This window comes from Streptomyces sp. PKA51 (assembly GCF_057552455.1).
Window position 1 is genome coordinate 1 of record NZ_BAAJPZ010000013.1, and the last position, 18,857, is coordinate 18,857.

Annotated in this window: 15 protein-coding genes and 1 pseudogene; 7 read left to right on the plus strand and 9 right to left on the minus strand. The window is 71.5% G+C overall.

Going from position 1 to position 18,857, the window contains the following annotated elements; translation table 11 throughout:
* Positions 1-72: 72 nt before the first annotated feature.
* A complete protein-coding gene (locus AC27L3_RS19655; protein ID WP_487235353.1) occupies positions 73-1,026 on the minus strand; it encodes a hydroxyacid dehydrogenase in 954 nt (317 codons plus the stop codon).
* Between the two features lie 199 nt (positions 1,027-1,225).
* Between AC27L3_RS19655 and AC27L3_RS19660 the strand changes: the two genes are divergently transcribed.
* The 3 genes from AC27L3_RS19660 to AC27L3_RS19670 all read left to right on the plus strand — a co-directional run bounded on the left by AC27L3_RS19660 (position 1,226) and on the right by AC27L3_RS19670 (position 4,542).
* On the plus strand, positions 1,226-2,467 hold the full coding sequence (locus AC27L3_RS19660) for a sensor histidine kinase (protein ID WP_487235354.1): 1,242 nt from the start codon (positions 1,226-1,228) through the stop codon (positions 2,465-2,467).
* Positions 2,464-3,141 carry a response regulator gene (locus AC27L3_RS19665; RefSeq protein ID WP_487235355.1) on the plus strand — a complete coding sequence of 226 codons (678 nt, stop codon included), beginning with the start codon at positions 2,464-2,466 and terminating at the stop codon, positions 3,139-3,141. Before AC27L3_RS19660 ends, AC27L3_RS19665 begins: the two co-directional genes overlap by 4 nt.
* A gap of 153 nt (positions 3,142-3,294) precedes the next feature.
* Positions 3,295-4,542, plus strand: a complete 1,248-nt coding sequence (locus AC27L3_RS19670; protein ID WP_487235356.1) for a serine hydrolase domain-containing protein — start codon at positions 3,295-3,297, stop codon at positions 4,540-4,542.
* On the opposite strand, the gene AC27L3_RS19675 is transcribed toward AC27L3_RS19670, so the two are convergent.
* The 6 genes from AC27L3_RS19675 to AC27L3_RS19700 all read right to left on the minus strand — a co-directional run bounded on the left by AC27L3_RS19675 (position 4,539) and on the right by AC27L3_RS19700 (position 11,803).
* Positions 4,539-6,032, minus strand: coding sequence for a type VI secretion protein (locus tag AC27L3_RS19675; RefSeq protein ID WP_487235357.1), 1,494 nt, complete (start codon positions 6,030-6,032; stop codon positions 4,539-4,541). The two genes, AC27L3_RS19670 and AC27L3_RS19675, sit on opposite strands and share 4 nt — an antisense overlap.
* Before the next feature lies 1 nt (position 6,033).
* A complete protein-coding gene (locus AC27L3_RS19680; protein WP_487235358.1) occupies positions 6,034-7,449 on the minus strand; it encodes an ATP-binding protein in 1,416 nt (471 codons plus the stop codon).
* Positions 7,450-7,459: 10 nt separating this feature from the next.
* The gene (locus tag AC27L3_RS19685) at positions 7,460-9,013 is read right to left on the minus strand and encodes an SCO6880 family protein (protein ID WP_487235500.1); all 1,554 of its coding nucleotides are present in this window, start codon (positions 9,011-9,013) and stop codon (positions 7,460-7,462) included.
* 2 nt (positions 9,014-9,015) lie between these two features.
* Positions 9,016-10,428: a hypothetical protein gene (locus AC27L3_RS19690; protein ID WP_487235359.1), complete on the minus strand. Its 1,413-nt coding sequence runs from the start codon at positions 10,426-10,428 to the stop codon at positions 9,016-9,018.
* Positions 10,418-11,260 (minus strand): DUF8175 domain-containg protein, encoded by an 843-nt coding sequence (locus AC27L3_RS19695; protein ID WP_487235360.1) that lies wholly within the window; start codon positions 11,258-11,260, stop codon positions 10,418-10,420. The genes AC27L3_RS19690 and AC27L3_RS19695 overlap by 11 nt, the downstream gene beginning before the upstream one ends.
* A 234-nt stretch (positions 11,261-11,494) precedes the next feature.
* A complete protein-coding gene (locus AC27L3_RS19700; RefSeq protein WP_099199098.1) occupies positions 11,495-11,803 on the minus strand; it encodes a hypothetical protein in 309 nt (102 codons plus the stop codon).
* A 346-nt stretch (positions 11,804-12,149) separates the two neighbouring features.
* On the opposite strand from AC27L3_RS19700, the gene AC27L3_RS19705 reads away from it, so the two are divergent.
* Positions 12,150-13,235, plus strand: coding sequence for a serine/threonine-protein kinase (locus AC27L3_RS19705; RefSeq protein ID WP_487235361.1), 1,086 nt, complete (start codon positions 12,150-12,152; stop codon positions 13,233-13,235).
* Between the two features lie 216 nt (positions 13,236-13,451).
* Here AC27L3_RS19705 and AC27L3_RS19710 read toward each other — a convergent pair whose 3' ends face one another.
* Both AC27L3_RS19710 and AC27L3_RS19715 read right to left on the minus strand, forming a co-directional pair.
* Entirely contained in the window at positions 13,452-13,703 is a 252-nt protein-coding gene (locus AC27L3_RS19710) for a DUF397 domain-containing protein (protein WP_487235362.1), read from the minus strand.
* Complete coding sequence (locus tag AC27L3_RS19715; protein ID WP_487235363.1) at positions 13,658-14,575, minus strand: endonuclease domain-containing protein; 918 nt, start codon at positions 14,573-14,575, stop codon at positions 13,658-13,660. Before AC27L3_RS19715 ends, AC27L3_RS19710 begins: the two co-directional genes overlap by 46 nt.
* A gap of 474 nt (positions 14,576-15,049) precedes the next feature.
* Between AC27L3_RS19715 and AC27L3_RS19720 the strand changes: the two genes are divergently transcribed.
* The 3 genes and pseudogenes from AC27L3_RS19720 to AC27L3_RS19730 all read left to right on the plus strand — a co-directional run bounded on the left by AC27L3_RS19720 (position 15,050) and on the right by AC27L3_RS19730 (position 18,851).
* Positions 15,050-16,735: a hypothetical protein gene (locus AC27L3_RS19720; protein ID WP_487235364.1), complete on the plus strand. Its 1,686-nt coding sequence runs from the start codon at positions 15,050-15,052 to the stop codon at positions 16,733-16,735.
* A 16-nt stretch (positions 16,736-16,751) separates the two neighbouring features.
* Positions 16,752-17,128: pseudogene (locus tag AC27L3_RS19725) on the plus strand (alpha/beta fold hydrolase); the annotation flags it as partial.
* A 43-nt stretch (positions 17,129-17,171) separates the two neighbouring features.
* A complete protein-coding gene (locus AC27L3_RS19730; RefSeq protein ID WP_487235365.1) occupies positions 17,172-18,851 on the plus strand; it encodes a serine/threonine-protein kinase in 1,680 nt (559 codons plus the stop codon).
* Positions 18,852-18,857: the final 6 nt, after the last annotated feature.

The window sequence follows — 18,857 nt, forward strand, 5'->3', positions numbered from 1 at the left end:
TTGAGTGACGCCCGGTTGGGAACTTGGTTCCCAACGGGGCTTCTCTGCGTTTACGGGCACCCTTTACACCCCTTACGCCGACGTCCTCAGGTCGCGCTTCTCCACCCGTCCCAGCAGCGGGAGTCCCCGCACCCAGCGTTCGACCTCCTGCACCGCGTAGAGTCCCAGGCGCCGCACCTCGCTGCCCTGGGCGCCGGCGATGTGGGGGGTGACGAGGACGTTGGGGAGCGACAACAGGGGGTGTCCTCGGTGCAGCGGTTCGGGTTCCGTGACGTCCAGTACCGCGCTCAGCCGTCCCGACCGGCATTCCGCCGTCAGCGCCTCCGTGTCGACGAGGGCACCCCGCGCCGTGTTGATGATCGTGCCCCCGTCGGGGATCAGGGCCAGCCGGTGGGCGTCGAGCAGGTGGCGAGTGGCCGGGAGGTCGGGGGCGTGCAGGGTGATGACCGAGCTCCTGCCGCACAGCGTTTCCAGGTCGGTCTTCTCGGCCCCCATGCGACGCGCTTCGTCGGCGCTGACGTACGGGTCGTACAGCAGCAACCGGTAGCCGGCGTCGGCCGCCGACAGCCGGGCCAGGACGCGGTGCCCGATGCGCGAGGCGCCGATGACGCCGACGGTCCGGCCGTCGGCTCCCTGGCGTTCGGAGAAGCCCGGCCATCCGCCGTCACCCCCCCGGGCCGCATAGGCGGCCGCCGTGACGAGTGCCTGTTTCGACGCCAGGACGACGCACGCGTACGCGTAGTCGGCCACCGGTCCCGCATTCGCGTCGGCGGCAGAGGAGACGGCGATGCCACGGTCCCAGGCGTGTTCCGGCACCAGCCATTTCACCGATCCTCCGGCGTGCACGATGGCCCGGAGCCGTGGAGCCCTGGCGAGGGTCCGTTCCGTCAGCGCCGGGCACCCCCACCCCGTGATGAGAATGTCCGCCTCTCCCAGTGCGTCCCAACCGTCGGTCACCGTGACGCTTTCGTCGAGCCGGGTCCGCAACTCCTCGTCCAGTACGGCTCCGGCCTCCTCCTTCCCCATGACAATCACTGCCGTGGGGAAGGCCGTTGTGCCGCTTTCGTCCATGTGTAGTTCGCTCCCCGCCCCGCAGAGCGGAAAAACGCTTTGCCTGCGGTTTCGACGTGTCGAAACGATCGTCCTTGATCTCTTCCGTTCTCCTTCCTCCCTCCTTCCCCCTCCTTCCGCACCCTCCGGAAACTCCGTGACTCTGCCTCCCTCCTTGCCGCGGGACCCCCTGTTCCGCCGTTTCACCACGCGGCTCGCCAAAGCGCCGATGTCGCTCGCCCGGTCGGGTAATTCCTGGGCCGTCGACGCCGTCATCACGGCCGTCGTCCAGCTCGCAGTGACGATTCCGTTCGTCGTGCCGCGCTCGGCCGACGTACCGCCGGCCACCTGGACCTCGTACGGCATGACGACGCTCATCGTGCTGCCGTTGGTGCTGCGCAGCCGGGCGCCGTTGACCGCGCTCCTGCTCGTCACCGCTGCCGGATTCGCCTATCTGTCCCTGGACGGGCCCGGGCAGCCGCTGCCGTACAGTCCGCTGGTCGCCATTTTCACCGTTGCGGCTCTGGGCGGGGTGTGGCAGCGACGGGTGACGATCTGCATCGGGCCGCCGCTCGTGGTGATTTCCTCGGCCTTGCGGACGAATACGGCGCGCGAGTACCTGTTCGCGTTCTTCGTCTTCACCATGGCCTATATGCTCGGTGTGCTCGCCCGCACCCGGCAGGCGTACCTCGAGGCCGTGGAGGCCCGGGCGGCCGAGCTCGAGCGGTCGCGGCAGGTCGAGGCCGAACGGGCGGCCGAGCGTGAACGCGCCCGCATTGCACGGGAGATGCACGACGTGCTCTCCCATGCGGTCAGCCTGATGATTGTTCAGGCCGAAGCCGGGCCGCTCGTCGTACGGTCGGATCCGGCCCGCGCGGAAGCGGCGTTCGATGCGATAGCCGGCGCCGGGCGCGACGCCATGGTGCAGCTCCGTCGAATGCTCGGGCTGCTCAAGGAGGGCCGCGATGCCGACGGCGGGACGGGGTCGGCGCGCAGCCCGCAGCCGACGCTGGACGGGCTGCAGGACCTCGTCGCCGACGTGCGGCGTACGGGGCTGGACGTGACCCTCCTGTCGGAGGGCGAACCGCTGCCGCTGCCGCCGGACGTCCAGGTGACCGTCTACCGCGTCGTCCAGGAGGCGCTGACCAACGTCCTGCGTCATGCCCGCTCGGCCGCCTCGGCCCGCGTCCGCCTCGTGTGGGAGCCCGAGCGGCTCGTGGTCCGCGTCGACAACGACGGTCACGCACCGCGGGACGGCAGCACCCGGGGCAGCGGCCGCGGGCTCATCGGCATCCGCGAGCGGGCGGCGGCCCACGGCGGGGCGGCGTCCTTCGGGCCGGGGCCGGGCGGCACCGGCTATCGCGTTGCTGTCGAACTGCCGCTCGTGTTCTCCTCTGCCGGGGAGGTGGACGGGTGACGATCCGGGTAGTGGTGGCCGACGACCAGGAGTTGGTGCGGGCCGGTTTCGCGCTGATCCTGGGTGCCCAGCCGGACATCGAGGTGGTGGCCGAGGCCGGTGACGGCGTCGAGGCGGTCGAGGCCGTCCGCCGGCACGCGCCGGACGTGGTCCTGCTCGACATCCGCATGCCCCGCATGGACGGCATCGAGGCGGCCCGCACGGTGTGCGCGGAGACCGGCACGAAGGTCGTCATGCTGACCACCTTCGACCAGGACGACTACGTCTACGAGGCGCTGCACGCCGGCGCCAGCGGCTTCCTGCTGAAGGACGTGCGCCGTGACGACCTCGTCCATGCGGTCCGCGTGGTCGTCGCCGGCGACTCCCTGCTCGCTCCGTCGGTGGCCCGCCGGCTGGTGGCCGACTTCACCTCCCGTACGCCGGCCGGCGTACGGGAAGCGACGGGCAGCGGGGCGGTACCGGACGTGCTGGACGTACTGACCGCGCGGGAGCACGAGATCCTCGTCCTGCTCGGCCGGGGCCTGTCGAACGCCGAGATCGCGGCCGAGCTGGTGGTCAGCGAGCACACGGTGAAGACGCACGTGTCGAACGTGCTGGCCAAGCTGGGGCTGCGCGACCGCATCCAGGCGGTCATCTGCGCCTACGAGACGGGTCTCATCGCCCCGGGCGGGTGAGGGGCGGCCCCTGGCATCCCTCGCGCGAGGGATGCCGTCGGCCTTGAGGACCCCTCGCTCCGGCGATCCGCCGAACGCCTTCGCTCACAAGGATGGAGGGCACCAGGACCGCAGGTCTGTGGTCGAAGGACGAGGACCAGGGGGAGACCACCCATGCCGTACCGCCGCCGACGCACCGCCGTCGCGATTGCCACCGCTCTCAGCGCGACCGCCGTCGCCGTGGTGCTCGGTGCCACCACGGCCGTCGCCGTACCCACCGCCACCGCGTACGCCGCCCGGCCGGGGGCGTCGGCCACCCGGCTGCCGCCCGGGGCGGATGCCCTCCGGCAGGCGATAGCCGGCCTGCCCTCCGCCGACGCCACTGCCGCCCAGGTGCGGCTGGGCGGTGCCCAGGGGAGCTGGCAGGGCACGTCCGGGGAGTCCGACGTCCGTACGCACCGGGCGCCCAAGGGGGACGAGCGCTTCCGGGCCGGGAGCATCACCAAGGTGTTCACCGCCTCCCTCGCGCTGCAGCTCGTCCACGAGGGCAAGCTGGATCTGGACGGAACCGTGCAGCAGTACTTGCCGGAGCTTCTTCCTGCGAACTATCCGGACGTGAAGGTCAAGCAGCTGCTCAACTACACGAGCGGCCTGCCGAGCGCGGACGACCCCGGCGACTTCGCCTCGCAGTACGAGCGCCGCTTCACCACCTGGGACCACGTGCAGCTGGTGAAGCGCGGGTTCAACCAGCCGATGGAGTTCGCCCCGGGGACGCAGCAGCACTATTCCAACATTGGCTACAACGTGCTGGGGCTGCTCATCGAGAAGGTCACCGGTCACTCGTACGAGAGCGAACTGCGTGACCGCGTCCTGAAGCCCACCGGGCTGAAGGACACCTACAGCCCCGGCAACGACCCGCGCATCCACGGCCGTCACACCCACGGCTACCAGGCGGTGAAGGCCGCGGACGGCTCCACGCGGCTGATCGACGTCACCGACTGGAACCAGTCCATCACCTGGGCCTCCGGCGACCTCGTCACCACCACCGCCGACCTGGAGCGCTTCATGACCGCGCTGTTCCGCGGCCGGATCGTGCCGGAGCGCGAGCTGGCGCTGATGTTCACGGTGCCGGACGTGCCCGCGTACGGGGGCGGCAAGGCGTCGTACTCGAGCGGGCTGAGCCGCTACGTGTACGACGACGGCAAGAAGAAGACCGAGGTGTGGGGCAAGACCGGCAACCGCTTCGGCTACGTCAACGGTTTCGCCGCCACGAAGAACCTCTCCAGCACGGTCGTCTACGCGGTCAACGGGACGGACGCCAAGGGCAAGGAAATGAACGCCGTCGTGGGCCGCATCATCGGTGCCTTCGGCAAGGCCGCACAGGGCACGCCGGCCGCTTCCGCCGCTCGTACCGGTCGCTAGCCGGCCGGGAGCGGGTGGCGGGGCCAGCGGGCGCGGGCCTGCTCCTCGGAGCGCATCAGCGCGAGCGTGGGCAGGCCCTGGGCGTCGCCCTGCTCCAGCAGCTCGGGGAGCGCCGGCAGCGGGGCGACGGCCGCCACGTCGTCGAGGACGACGGTGAGTGGTGGGTCGAGCCGGCCGGAGGATGACCGTTCGGCCATGCGGCGGCCGTGCTCGACCACGCTCTGGGCGAGTGCGGTGAGCAGGGGCATCGCACCCGGGTCGGTGCGGGGATCCTCAATCGCCTCACCCACCACGTACAGCGTTCCCCCTTCGGCGACAAATGATTCCAGCGCGAGCGTATTTGCTCGATTCGGATTGCATGCGTCGCGAATGTGGACGGAACCGAGGGCGCTGAGCGCACGGGCGGCCAACTCCAGGGCCATGTCGCGGCGCTGGGGGTGGCCGGTGAGCGCCGATTCGAGCTCGCCGGCCGTCCCTCCCACCGCCTTGGGGCTCGTGCGCAGGATGCGGACGGGCTCGTGGGCGGCGGTGCCCTGCGTCCAGCGGTGGACCTGCCGGAACGGCCGGCCCCCCACGGCGGCGGCCTGCAGCCAGCAGCGCAGCAGCGTCTCGGCGGTGTCGGCCGTCGCCGAGTCGAGCGGGCTGTGCGGGCGCACGGGCGCCAGGAGCGCGGCTGCGCGGGCCGTGGCGGTCTCCCGGGACTCGCACCCGGTGGTCGGGTCCCAGCGCAGGCGGTCGGGCGTGTCGAGGCGGTGCACGGGGTCGAAGGCCAGGACCGGCCCGAGCTTGGCGCGGCTCGCCTTGGTCTCGGCCCACAGCAGGGCGTCGCTGGTGACGACGAGCACGGGCCCGGCCGCTTCGAGCACGGCGCGGGCGGCGGGGCCGCGGCGCTCGGTGGTGTAGAGCAACCGCCGGGCGCCCTCCGGCGCATGCGGTTCCGGCGCCAGCTCCGGCACGGGGGCCGCTACCGGGGCCGGTACGGGGATCACGGGCGGCGCGGGGAGCACGGGGGGTACGGGGGCCCGGGCGGGGACGTCCGCGCGTACCTCGGCCGCCGGAGCGGCTGTTGCCGTGGCCGGCGCATCGGCCTGCTGCGGGAGCGCTTCGGCCTTGCGCTCGCGGCCGCGGCGGGCCCGTACGCCGCGCCAGCGGGCGATGGTGCCGAGCGCGAAGGTGGTCAGGACGACGGCCACCAGCAGCTCGCTGACGAGGATCCCCCAGAACAGCCCGTAGCCCGAGAGGGTGTCGGCGGGGGTGGTCGGCCAGGCGGCGGGCAGATCGCGCGGCTGCGCCATCAGGTGGCGCATCGCCTGCGGCGTCCGGGCGATCGTGACGCCGTCGGGCCAGGCGCCGTGGCTGAACAGCGCGGCCAGGCCCGTCGCCGTCCACACCAACACCGTCAGGCCCAGCAGGAAGGCGATGACGCTGACCAGCAGGCCGTCCGGGATCCCGCGCTCCCCACCCGGCTCCCGGCCCGGTACGGACCCCATGTCAGGCCACCGTGGACTCGGAGGATCCGTACGTGCCGTCACCGAGGAACGGGGAGCCCACGGCGCGGGCGGCCGCGGCCGCTGCCGCCTCCTCGGCGGCGACATCGTGGACGCGGCCCTCCTCGGTCATGGCGCGGTCCGTGTAGACCAGCGGGCGCTCGGCGTCGGTGATGATGTGCTTGACCACCTGGACGTTGCCGTTGACGTCCCAGACGGCGATGCCCGGGGTGAGCGTGGGGATGATCTCCACGGCCCAGCGGGGCAGGCCGAGCACGCGGCCGGTGGCCCTCGCCTCGTCCGCCTTCTGGGCATAGATGGTGCGGGTGGAGGCCATCTTGAGGATCGCCGCCGCCTCCTTGGCGGCCGCCCCGTCGACGACGTCCGACAGGTGGTGGACGACCGCGACGAACGACAGGCCGAGCCGCCGGCCGAACTTCAGCAGCCGCTGGAAGAGCTGGGCGACGAACGGCGAGTTGATGATGTGCCAGGCCTCTTCCACCAGGAAGATGCGCTTCTTGCGGTCGGGCCGGATCCAGGTGTGCTCCAGCCACACGCCCACGATCGCCATGAGGATCGGCATGGCGATGGAATTGCGGTCGATGTGCGACAGGTCGAAGACGATGAGCGGGGCGTCCAGGTCGATGCCCACGGTGGTCGGCCCGTCGAACATGCCGCGCAGGTCGCCGTCGACCAGCCGGTCCAGCACCAGGGCCACGTCCAGGCCCCAGGCCCGTACGTCGTCTATGTCGACGTTCATCGACTCCGCGGACTCCGCCTCCGGGTGGCGCAGCTGCTCGACGATGTCGGTGAGGACGGGCTGCCGGTCGAGGATCGTCTCGTTGACGTGGGCGTGGGCGACCTTGAGGGCGAAGCCCGCCCGCTCGTCCAGGCCCCGCCCGGTGGCGACCTCGATGATCGTGCGCAGCAGCGCGAGCTGGCCGGTGGTGGTGATGGCCGGGTCGAGCGGGTTCAGGCGGATGCCGCCGTCGAGGGCGGCCATGGGGTCCAGCCGGATGGGGGTTATGCCCAGCTGCTGCGCGATGAGGTTCCACTCGCCGACGCCGTCCTCGCCCTGGGCGTCGAGGACGACGACCTGGCGGTCGCGGAAGCGCAGCTGCCGCAGGACGTACGTCTTCTCCAGCGCCGACTTGCCGTTGCCGGACTCGCCCAGGACCAGCCAGTGCGGGGCCGGCAGCTGCTGGCCGTACAGCTGGAACGGGTCGTAGATGTAGCCCTTGCCGGAGTAGACCTCGCGGCCGATGATCACGCCGGAGTCGCCGAGCCCCGGGGCCGCCGTCGGCAGGTAGACGGCCTGCGCCTGCCCGGTGGAGGTGCGCACGGGCAGCCGGGTGGTCTCGACCTTCCCGAAGAGGAAACTGGTGAAGGCGTCGGTGGCGTTGGCGAGCAGGTCGAGCACGGCATTGCCCCTATCGTCGGATGCCGGTCGCGAACGGCAGCGTGTTGACGAACGCCCGGTGATGCTCGCGGTCGCACCATTCGAGCTTGAGGTAGCTCTTGCCGGCCGAGGCTCTTATGGTCCGCTTGTCGCGCGCCAGCGCCTCCGGCGAGCGCGAGGAGACGGTGATGTAGCCGACGAGGTTGACGCCGGCCGCGCCGCTGGCCAGGTCCTCGCCGCGCTGGTCGACGCGCGAGTGGTGGGCGACGTCGCGCGGGTCGACGACCCGGTTCATCTTGGCGGCGCGCGAGGCGTCGGCGTCGTCGTTCGTCTTCTCGGTCAGCATGCGCTCGATGGCCACGTCGGTGGGTTCGAGATCCATGCAGACCGCGACCGTACGGATCACATCGGGGGTGTGCACGAGGAGCGGGGCCAGGAAGTTCACCCCGACGGGGGTCATCGGCCATTCCTTGACCCACGCGGTGGAGTGACACCAGGGGGCGCGGGTGGACGACTCACGGGTCTTCGCCTGCAGGAACGTCGCCTCGGTCGCATCCAGTTCGGCCGGCCAGGCGTTGCGCTTCGTCATCGCCTGGATGTGGTCGATGGGGTGGTCCGGGTCGTACATGGAGTGCACGAGCGACGCCAGCCGCGCCTGTCCCAGCGGCTGGCGCACCCGGATGTCGGCCTCGGCCAGGCGGGCGCAGATGTCGGTCAGCTCGCGGGCCATCACCACGGCGAGCCCGCCGTCCCGGTCCAGCCGCCGCCGGCCGCCGTCGTGCCGGGAGGCACGGGAGATGGCCTGGGCCTCGGCGGCCAGCTCGCGGGAGTAGTGCATGCACGCGACCAGGTACGCCCGGTGCTGCTCGGAGGACGTGGAGACCATCGACTGCAGCTGGTCGTAGGAGTCCTTGAGCCACTCCGGGGCGCGCTCGTCACCGCGCCGCTCGACGTCCTTGGCGTGCGCGTCGGGATCGGCCGGCAGCGTACGGGCCAGCATCTGGATGCGGGTGACGTAGCCGTCGCCGTTGGCCACGTGCTTCAGCAGCGTCCCGAAGCGCTCGACCAGCGCCTCCTGGTCCTCCGAGTCGCGCAGCCCCACGCCCGGGCCCTCGATCTCGATGGCCGCGGTGACGGTACGGCGGTCGGCGTGCAGCAGCACCGCGATCTCGTCCGGGCCGAAGGGCGCCGACAGCCAGGTGATCCGCCCGATGCCCGGCGGCGGCCCGACCTCGACCTCCTGCCCGTCCAGCCGCGTACCGGCCTCCATCGCGACGGAACGGTACGTCGCGTCCTTGCGCAGGATCCGCTTGTACGAGCGGTTGATCTCGAACCACTTGTAGAAGGTGCGGCCCTTGTACGGCACGTAGACCGCGGCGAGGGAGAGCGCCGGCAGTCCGCTGAGGGTGATGATCCGCAGGGGGAGGATCGGCACCAGCAGTCCGCACATCATGCCCAGGAACGCGCCCAGGATGATCAGACCGATCTCCCCGCTCTCCCGGTTCTTGCCGATGACGGCATTGGGACGGGCGCGGCCGATCAGGTACGTACGGCGGGCTGCGATCGGCTGGGACTGGGCCGGCACCGTCAACTCCGCTCACCTCCGGATGTATTGCTCTTGCCGTTGTTCTGCGCACGCGGCGCGGGTGCGGGGGACGCCGGCGCGGGCGCCGGGGCCGGCGCCGCGGAGGCGGCGCCGCCGCCGTTGCCACCGGCCGGGCGCGCGCCGTGGGCCGCCACGGCCCCGCCCATGGCCCCCGCGGGCCGGGCCGCGGCGCCGTTCGACGGCGCGGCGCCGTTGCCGCGGGCGCTGTGGGTGGTGATGCCCTGCTTGACCAGGGCGGCGGGCGAGGAGATCACGGCGGCGGCCTGCCGGGAGGCGGCGTCGTTGCTGGCGTTGCGGCTGCTGACGATCTCGTCACCGAAACCGGGGACGAATCGATAGATCATCGCACTGGCGAAGATGGCAAGAATGATGATGGCCAGGCCCGACACGACGGCGGAGAAGGAGTTCGGCCCCTTGCCGGCCGACAGCGCCCCGGCCAGACCGAGCACGATCATGATGATCGGCTTGACCAGGATCACCGCAATCATGATCCCGGCCCACCGGCGCACATGCCGCCACATGTTCTTGTCCACCAGCCCCGCGTACACCGCGGTGCCCAGCAGCGCCCCCACGTACAGCAGCGCCGCCCGGATCACCAGCTCCAGCCACAGCACACCGGCGGCCAGTACGGAGACCAGCGAGACGACGATCAGCATGATCGGCCCGCCGCCGATGCCGTCGCCCTTCTTCAACGCCTCGGAGAACCCGCCGAAGAACTGGTCGTTGTTCGTCGACGAACCGGTGGCGATGACATCGGTGACCCCATCCGTGGCGTTCACCACGGTGTACAGAATCAGCGGCGTGAACGCCGACGCCAGCACGGTCAACCACAGGAACCCCACCGCCTCGGTCACCGCCTCCGTGAACGGCACCCCGCGCACGGCCCGCTTCGCCACGGCCAGCAGCCACAGCACGAGCGTGAGGATGGTGGAGGCGGCGAAGACGACGGCGTACTGGCGCAGGAAGGCCGGATTGGTGAAGTCCACATTCCCGGTGGCCTTCACCGCGGCCGACAACTTCTGCACGATCCACGCCGCCGCGTCCCCACACCCCTTCGCGAGCGAAGCGAGCGGGTCGAGGGCGGTCTGCGGATCGTTGGGGGACGTGCTGGAGCCGGAGCTGCCGCTTCCCTTGCCTTGGCAGTAGTCCTTGGCGGGGCCGACGATCAGGTCGCAGTTGTCCTTGGCCGAGGCACTGGGCGACGGCGTTGCCGTTGGCGATGGCGTGCCTGTCGGCGTGGGCGATCCCGTCGGTGTCGGTGTACCAGGAACGCCCGGTGTCGCGGTCGGTCCGGGCGCGGCAAGGACGCGCCCTGCCAGAACGAAGAGGCTCGTCTGTACGCCTACCAGCGCGGCAGTCAGCGTGAACGTACGGCGGCGCAGCTCAGCGGGCATAAGTGAAGCCTCCGTATTGCTCGACCGCCTTCGCGATCTCGTCAGCAGTGGACGCTCGGCGGTCACTGTTGACCGGCGCGGGACCGTCCTTCTGGGAGAAGCCCTCGGCCTTCCAGTCGTTGTCCACCCAGCGGAGCGTGATGGTCATGGTGAACCAGTCGTTCGCCACCGGGTTGGTGGAGCTGGTACCGGCAGTACCGAAGACGCCGGTGCACCAGACCTCGACGGTGGCAGCGCTGTCGCTGTACTGGGTGGTCTTCGTGCCGATGGGGGCGGTGCGCGATACGTAGGTCAGTCCCTTGGCGGCGTCACCGTTCTCGTTCAGCCCGAGCTTGGCGAGGAAGTCCTTCGAGTAGGCGTTGTCGAGCTTGCTCTGCAGCTCGCCGACCTTGTCGTTGACGAAGATCTGGGGGACGATCTCGTGCCGTTTTGCGGGCTTGAGGATGTCCGCCGAGACGAGCGCCACCGCGAAGTTCGCCGCCGCCGACTGCGCGCCCTGCTCCGAGTGTGCGAAGCCGGACGCGATGCCCCCCGTCCCGCCCTCCACCGGCTTCACGCCGGTCGGGTGGGTCGGTTCGCTGCGGGCTCCCTTGTGGCTCGCACCGTCGCCGCCGTCCGAGTCGCCCCCGCCTCTGTTGGCGAACGCGATGGCCGCGATGAGGAGCACGATCACGCCGACGACGGTCACGAGGCTGCGCCCGGCGGGGCGGCCGCCGCGCGCGCCGCGGCCGGTGCCGCGGCGTGCGGGGGCGTAGGGGTCGACCTCGCCGTCCGGCAGCCGCGTGCGGGTCATGTGCCGGTCGTCGCCGTACCCGTCGTCGCCGAGACTCATCGCTCGCCTGCTCCCTCATGCGTAGTGGCCGGCTTGCCGCCCGTATATGACGGTAGCGGTGTGAACGGAATCCCGGGGGTGGGCGCCGGGGAGTGAGGGGGCATCAGGTGGCTGCCTCGGTGCGGGGGGACGAGGGGACGAGCGGTCTGTGCGGCGAGGACGCGCGGTGGCGCCCGGCGGGTCGGGTGGGGGAAACGGAAGCAAGCGGGGGTCGAAGGGGGCGCGGAAGGGGGCTCAGACCGCCATTCCGTAGACGATGGTGAAGAGCGTGCCGAGCGAGCCGATGATGAACACGCCGGTGAGCCCGGCGACGATCAGGCCCTTGCCCTGTTCCGCGCTGAACGTGTCGCGCAGTGCCGTCGCGCCGATGCGTTGCTTGGCCGCACCCCAGATCGCGATGGCGAGGCACAGCAGGATCGCCACGGCCATGATGACCTCGATCATGACCCGTGCCTCCCGGCCGAGTTGACCGAACGGTCCCCAGTTGGGGGCGATTCCGCCGATAATGGTGTTGATGTCGCCCTTGCCGGCCGCCAAAAACATCTCTGATTCACCGCCCCATGCGGGTAGTTGCCTACCTCTGCCTGTCCGGCAGAGGTCGCTGCCTATCTTCGCTGACATGCCGCCGATCGCATGTCGATTCGGCGACAAATTTTTGTCGGGGAACACGCAACCCGCCGGTGCCGTCGAGATGACCGGGTCCGATCCGGCCCGGCCCGTGGCGGGGCCCCTGTCGGCGGCGTGCCCTTTGGTGACTGTGTGTATCACGAGGGTCGACGCCGGGCAATGTCGATCGTCACCGGGTGGGGGCTGCGACGTTCAAACGCCTGTGCGTGCGATGGGTACTCTTTCCTGCTCGGTCTGTCGATCAATTTCAAAGGTGGTACGGGTGCTGATTGCCGGTCGGTACCGGTTGGGGGAGCCGCTCGGCCGCGGCGGGATGGGCGAAGTCTGGAGCGGCCAGGACGAGGTGCTGGACCGTCAGGTCGCGGTCAAGCTGCTGCTGACGGACGACGGTGACGAGTCCGCGGCGCAGCGGTTCCGCATGGAGGCCCAGACGGCCGCCCGCCTGAACCACCCTCATGTCGTGGCCGTGTACGACTTCGGGGAGTGGGACGGCCGCTTCTACCTGGTCATGGAGCTCGTCCAGGGCCCGAGCCTCGCCGGGGAGCTCTCCGTGCGCAGGACGCTCTCCCCGGAGCGCGTCGCCGGCCTGGCCGCCCAGGCGGCCTCCGGGCTGGCGGCCGCGCACCGGCAGGGAGTGGTCCACCGGGACGTCAAGCCGGGCAACCTGATGGTCGACGCCTCGGCCGGCACCCTGAAGATCGGTGACTTCGGCATCGCCCGCTTCGTCGACGAGACCTCCGCGGGACTGACCCGTGCCGGTCAGATCGTCGGTACGAGTACCTATCTGGCCCCCGAGCGTGCTCTGGGGCGGACGGCCGGACCGGAGTCGGACGTCTACGCGCTCGGGTGCGTGCTGTATCACCTCCTCATGGGCGGGCCGCCCTTCTGGGACGACAACCCGACAACGTTGCTGTACATGCATGTCGACAGCCCGCCCGAGCCGCCGCGCAACCACCGCCCCGAAATACCGCAGGCGTTCGAGGCGTATCTGCTGCGGATGCTGGCCAAGGCTCCGGAGGACCGGCCGACGGCGCAGGAGGTCGCGGACTTCTTCGCCGGTCCCGCCTGGCGCGACCGTCCCCGGACCTTCGCGCCCGCGATGCCGCCGGTGCCGGCGATGCCGCCGCCTTCTGCGTCGCCCGCAGCCGCCCCCGCCCCCGCCGTGGGGGTGCCGGGCATGCCGCCGTCCGTGCCGCCTGCCGTGCGGCGCGAGACGACGACCACGTACGCCCTGCCGTCCGCGCGCCGGCCCGTGGCGGCACCTCCGCGGGCGGGGGTGCTGCTCGGCGCCGTCGCCGGGGTGGTCGTGTTCCTGGTGGCGGCACTGATCGGTGCGGCGTTGTTCTAGGGCCTGTCGGCACCGCGTCTGCGGGTGCGTGGGGCTTGTCGCGCAGTTCCCCGCGCCCTTACGGGGCGCCCCGTAAGGGCGCGGGGCGGTGTCGATCTGCGGCTGCCGCCGCGTGGGCGCGATCGGCCACCGACGGCCCGCAGCCGACGTGCCACCCCGAGGGTTCTGGCCCCGCCGCTCCGGCCGTCCGGTCGCTCGGCAGGGGCCGGCCGGGCCTCAGGCCGTCCCCAGCGTCCCCTCCGGCGCCTGCGGCGGGCCCCCCGCGTCCAGCCCCTCGACGAAGTGGTCGAACTCGCCGGCGCGCACGCCCAGGACGAAGGCGTCCCACTTGGCCTCCGTGGTGACCACCACCGTCTCCGGGTTGATGTTCTCGCGGATGTAGACGTTGCCGTCGCCCCCGAAGGCGATCTCCAGGTACTCGGTCATCGTCTCGTCGTCGGTGGCCGGGATCCAGTTGAGCTCGGGCACGGTATCGCCCCCTCGTGGGATGGGATGGTCCGATGAACGTCGGCGCTCACGATAGAGGAGCCGGTTTCGTGGGCGTCCTCTTCGCGCAGCGCGGTCAGGGCCGCCTCGACGGTGCGGAGCATCAGGCGTGGCCGGAAGAAGACGTCGGCGCTGCTGAAGCGCAGCACCCGCCGGACGCCGCGGCAGGCGGTGAGCTCGTTGAAGCGCTGGATGTCGTTCTGGTGGGCGGCGCGGCTGCCGTGCCAGGTGTGGCCCTCGACCTCCAATGCCAGTCCTTCCTTGCGGAACAGGAAATCGACGCGCAACAGCCGGCCGTTCTCCGTCGGCACCGGCGCCTGCGATTCCGGATACAGCCCCGCGCCGTGCAGGTGCAGCCGCGCCATGCTCTCCGCCGGCGATCCCGCCGCGGGATCGGTCAGCGCCAGCGCCACGCGTGCCGCACGGCAGTTGCGCCGCCCGGCGCCGGCGCCCTCCGGGCCCAGGAACGCGGCAATCTGCTGCCCGGTGGCCAGTCCGCGGGCGAGCACATGATCGGCCGCCACGACCGCCGCGTGGGTGGGCAGCGCCATGAGCAGGTCGCACACGGTGCGCAGGCCCGTGGTGACCCGGACGCCGTCGACCACCGTCACCTCGTGCTCCGCCAAGCGCAACCCGTGGACCACGACGCCCGGTGTTCGCGCCTGCCCCTTGCCCCACGGATCGATCAGCTCGACGACTCCTTCCACCGCTTCCTCCCCCTCCGCTCGTTCCCCTGCCTTCGCTCCGACGGCCGGACCCGGCAGCACCGGGATGCCGTGCGCCGCCGCGGCCGTCCGATGGCTGCCCACCCAGCCCGGGTGCCGCAACTGCACCGCCAGCAGCCGCAGGCGCACGCTGCTCCCCAGCCCCGGCTGGGCCCACGCCCCGCAGCGCAGCCGTGTCCACCCCGCTCTTCGCAACGCCCCCGCGACCCCGGTCGGCCTGAGCCCGCACCCGACGGCCTGGGACGTCAGCAACACTCCACCTTGTGCCGCGGCCAGCGCGTGCAGCCCCGGCTGATCCCCCCGCTTCATGGCCCCAGCACACCCGAAGCCACAGCATTGCGCGAGCCCTGTGGATAACTCTCGGGCCGCCGCCCCGCCACCCGCCCCCACGGCACCGTCCCGTACCGCGTCGTCGCACGTCAGAGCGGGTGACGCGTGCCTGCCCGTAACCCCGCGGCAGTCAGGTGATCCGATTGGCTGAGAAATGGCCCGCGTTGGGCGTAGGCTCCGGGTCCCCGGCTGCCGCACCGTGTGCGCGCCGCGCGGCGTGCGGTGGCGGTCGCCTGCCCGTTCGCCTGCTGGCCCGCGCCGAGACGAGTCGCCATGAGCACGAACACCCACTCCAGCCATCCCTTAGCCCACCGCACCGTGCTGACCGTTCCGCAGTCCGCCACGGTCCTGCAGGACGTCCGGCGGATCAGCGCCGCGTGGCTGATCGAGAAGTACGGCAGCGCACCCCTGGCCTCCGGGCAGCACGACCTCGCCGACAACTGCGTCCTGGCCAGCCAGAGCATCTACCAGGCCGACGGCGCCGAGCACGCGCTGCGCCTGCAACTGCGCGAGGACAAGCCGGAGGCCACCTGGCGCACGACGATCACCGCCGCGCTGTGCGCGGGCGAGTGCGCCGTCGTCTCCGTGGCGCTGGAGGCATTCCCCAACGGCGACCAGCCCCTCTCGCCCGGCCGGCCCCGCCTCGTCCGCGAGCTCGTGCGCGACCTGGCGCCGGTCGACGGCCTGTCCCCGCTGACCCTGGACGCCCGGCCCGTCCACGCCGACCAGGTGGACGCCCTGGTCGACGTCCTGTGCGAGCCACGCCGGCTACCGGTGGTGGTGGCCGCCAGACCCGTACGCCCCGACACCGTCTGGAGCGACCGGATGCGGCAGGTGCTGCCGCAGTGCGCCGGCGCGGCCGCGCTGTACCTGCTGGAGGACCTCGACGCCGTCGACGCCTTCCGCAAGGCGATCGGGGACGACCACAGGGTCGCCCCCGGCGCGGTGCGCACCTTCCTGACCGACGTCGACCCCGCCTGGCCGCAGGACGCGCCCCGCCACCGTTTCCTGACGATGGCCAGACTGAGCGATCAGAGCGACCGGGCCTGGTACGGGATCGCCGGTACGGTGCAACGCCTGTCCACCGAGGCGCCGCTGCCCGACGCACTGCGCGGCCTGTCCTTCCCCGACCTCGGTCAGCTCCACCGGGAGGAACGGCAGGCCGCCCTCGCCGAACCCCGCCACACCGAGGAGCTCGGGGCCATGGCCGCCCAGATCGCCAGGCTCACAGCATCACTGAAGAAGGCCGACCAGGACCTGAAGGAGGCCACCCGCGAAGCCGATCTCTCCGCCCGCACCAAAGCCTCCCTGGAAGAGCAACTCCAGGCCGCCGTGGCCCGCGCGGACGGCGACCTGGAGGAGGCGGTCCGGGCCCTGGACGATCTGGAACGCGCCCGCGCCGAGGTCCGCGTACTGCGCCGCCGGCTGTACGCGGCGGGCCGGCACCGCGAAGCCGTCCTGATCGAGCAACCCCTCGGCGTCCCGGCGTCCTTCGAGGACCTGTGGGAGCGCCTCGATGCGTTCGAGGGCCTGACCGTCTCCGCCGACAAGGGCAAGGCCCTCGAACTCGACGAGGCGGCCCGGGCCCGCGTCTGGGCCGCCAAGGCCTGGAACGCCCTACGCGCCCTGGACGCCTACACCCGCAGCGCCCACGACGGCTTCAACGGCGGCTTCTACGAGTACTGCACCTCGGAGCAACCCGGGGACGTGTGGCCGCGCAAACAGGTGGCCATGGCGGAAACGGGCGCGACGATGAACGCGTGGGGAGACGAACGCGTCTTCCCCGTCCCCCCGGACGTGGCCCCCACCGGCCGCCTCGAAATGCAGGCCCACCTCAAACTCCACTCCAAGGGCAGCACGTCACCGCGGATCTACTTCCACGACGACACCAAGGGCTGCACCGGGCGCGTCATCGTCGGATACATCGGTCATCATCTGAAGAACAAACATACGAACTGACGCCCCAGGGGCAACGCCCGGAGCGGCGGGCAGCCGGGGCATCGCCGCCTACACGGAACAGGAGTTCCTGGGGCAGGCGGCTGGGAGGAGATACGCGACCGGGCCGGTGGCCACTGGTGGTCCACCATGCGCCTCGCCGGCCGCACAGCGCTGCACCGAAGCGCGGTCAACCTGACCCGCGGAACGGACCCGACGATGCGGCAACTGCTGCTCACTCTGCCGATTCCCCGCACCTACCTCCTGCCGGCCGCCGACGGCCCCCTCGCCGGCGCGGACGTGCTGGAGGCGGCAGGGGGCCGCGTGGTGCCGGTGCCGGACTGCGGGCACAACACCATGCTGGACAACCCCGAAGCCTTCGCCCACGCAACGACCAAGGCACTGGCGACGTACTGACGGCTGATCAGGGACATGGCGGGATGTGGCACAGTCTCGTCTCGTGGAAGCGCTACGACCCCAGGACCCCACCAGCATTGGCACGCACACCGTTCTCGCCCGCCTCGGGGCCGGCGGGATGGGGCAGGTGTATGTGGGGCGGTCGCCCGGAGGGCGGCAGGTGGCTCTCAAGGTCATCCGGGAGGACTTCGCGGAGTCGCCGGAGGCCCTGGCGCGCTTCCGGCGCGAGGTCGAGACGGTGCGGGCCGTGCGCAGTGCGTACACCGCCAACATCATCGACGCGTCGCTGGCCGCGCCGCCGTACTGGCTCGCCACCGAGTACGTGCCGGGGCCCACGCTGGCCGATGCCGTGCGGCAGCACGGTGCGCTGCCTGCGGATACCTGCTTCCGGTTGTTCGCCGCGCTCGCCGAGGCCCTGGCCGGTGTGCACGAGTACGGGGTGCTGCACCGCGACCTCAAGCCGCACAACGTCATCCTCTCGGCCGTCGGGCCCAAGCTCATCGACTTCGGGATCGCCCGCGCCGCCGAGCAGACCGCGCTCACCCGCACCGGTACGGCACCCGGCACGCCCGGGTACACGGCGCCCGAGGTCATCACGCGCAACGCGGTCGCCACGGCCTCCGACGTCTTCGCGCTCGGGGCGACGATGGCGGCCGTGGCGACGGGACGACCGCCGTACGGAGCAGGCTCGCTGGAGTCGGTGGCCTACCGCGTCGTGCACGGCGAGGTCGACGTACAGGGCGTCGAACCGAGGCTGGCCGGGCTGATCCGGGACTGCGTGGCCGGGGATCCGGCACGGCGGCCCACGCCGACTCAGGTCATCGAACGCTGCGCGGTGACGTCGGCCCTGGTCGAGGACCCCTTCTACCGGGTTCTGGTGGGCGGCGGCCCCGGGGCGGCCGGAGGGGCGGGGTACGTGCCGACGGTCGTGCCCGAACCGGCGACACCGCAAGCCCGGCAGCCCCGCACGAGGCTGTGGCTCGCCGTGGGGGCGGCATCCGTGGCCGCCGGTGCGGCCGCCGGTCTGCTGATCCAGAGGGCGGGGGATACGAAAGGTGACGGCAGCGAGGGCAAACCCGCTGCCATCGGTGCGACGGCGACCCCCGCTCCCGCTACTTCCGGTGCGGCCAGGCCCGGCGCCGTATCTCCTTCCGGTGATGCCAACGGTGCGGAGCCCGGATACATCGAGGCGACGAACCCCAACCGTGACTACTGGGCACCCAAGGAGGGATCCCCGGGGTCGGGGCAGTGCGGTCTGCCGGCCGAGGAGCGCCCCGGGCAGGCGCAGCTGCAGGCGGCGATCGTCAGCGCCGAGGACCCGTCGGCCCGGGAGATGTCGGGGAAGGTGAAGATCTCGGTGCGCTTCAAGTACGCCGACCCCGCCCTTCCCAGGCCGTACTACGTGTCCGTGTCCGTGAAGCCCCCGCACGAGATCGATTCCGAGACGGGCAGACCGTTCGCGGGGCTGTCCCAGGACAACCTGGCCCTGGGTTACTCCAGCAAGCCCGTGGCCCTCCTGAAGCAGGACAGCAAGGGGTTCGGCGCGCCGTGGGTGGAGCTGACCTACCCGGACGACTTTCGGATGTTCTCCAACGGCAAGCCGTACGCTCCCGCCATTCCGGTGGGCAACGACCCGGGGAACTGGACCGTGCTCTTTCACCACGTCAAGTCGCCGAAGGAGTACGCAAGCATCGACTGCCGGGGCTTCATCGGGAAGCAGTGATGCGGG

Coding starts and splice junctions, on each gene's coding strand:
- AC27L3_RS19720 (WP_487235364.1), top strand. CDS start 15,050: ATGAGCACGAACACCCACTCCAGCCATCCCTTAGCCCACCGCACCGTG.
- AC27L3_RS19670 (WP_487235356.1), top strand. CDS start 3,295: ATGCCGTACCGCCGCCGACGCACCGCCGTCGCGATTGCCACCGCTCTC.
- AC27L3_RS19695 (WP_487235360.1), bottom strand. CDS start 11,260: ATGAGTCTCGGCGACGACGGGTACGGCGACGACCGGCACATGACCCGC.
- AC27L3_RS19675 (WP_487235357.1), bottom strand. CDS start 6,032: ATGGGGTCCGTACCGGGCCGGGAGCCGGGTGGGGAGCGCGGGATCCCG.
- AC27L3_RS19700 (WP_099199098.1), bottom strand. CDS start 11,803: ATGTTTTTGGCGGCCGGCAAGGGCGACATCAACACCATTATCGGCGGA.
- AC27L3_RS19655 (WP_487235353.1), bottom strand. CDS start 1,026: ATGGGGAAGGAGGAGGCCGGAGCCGTACTGGACGAGGAGTTGCGGACC.
- AC27L3_RS19690 (WP_487235359.1), bottom strand. CDS start 10,428: ATGCCCGCTGAGCTGCGCCGCCGTACGTTCACGCTGACTGCCGCGCTG.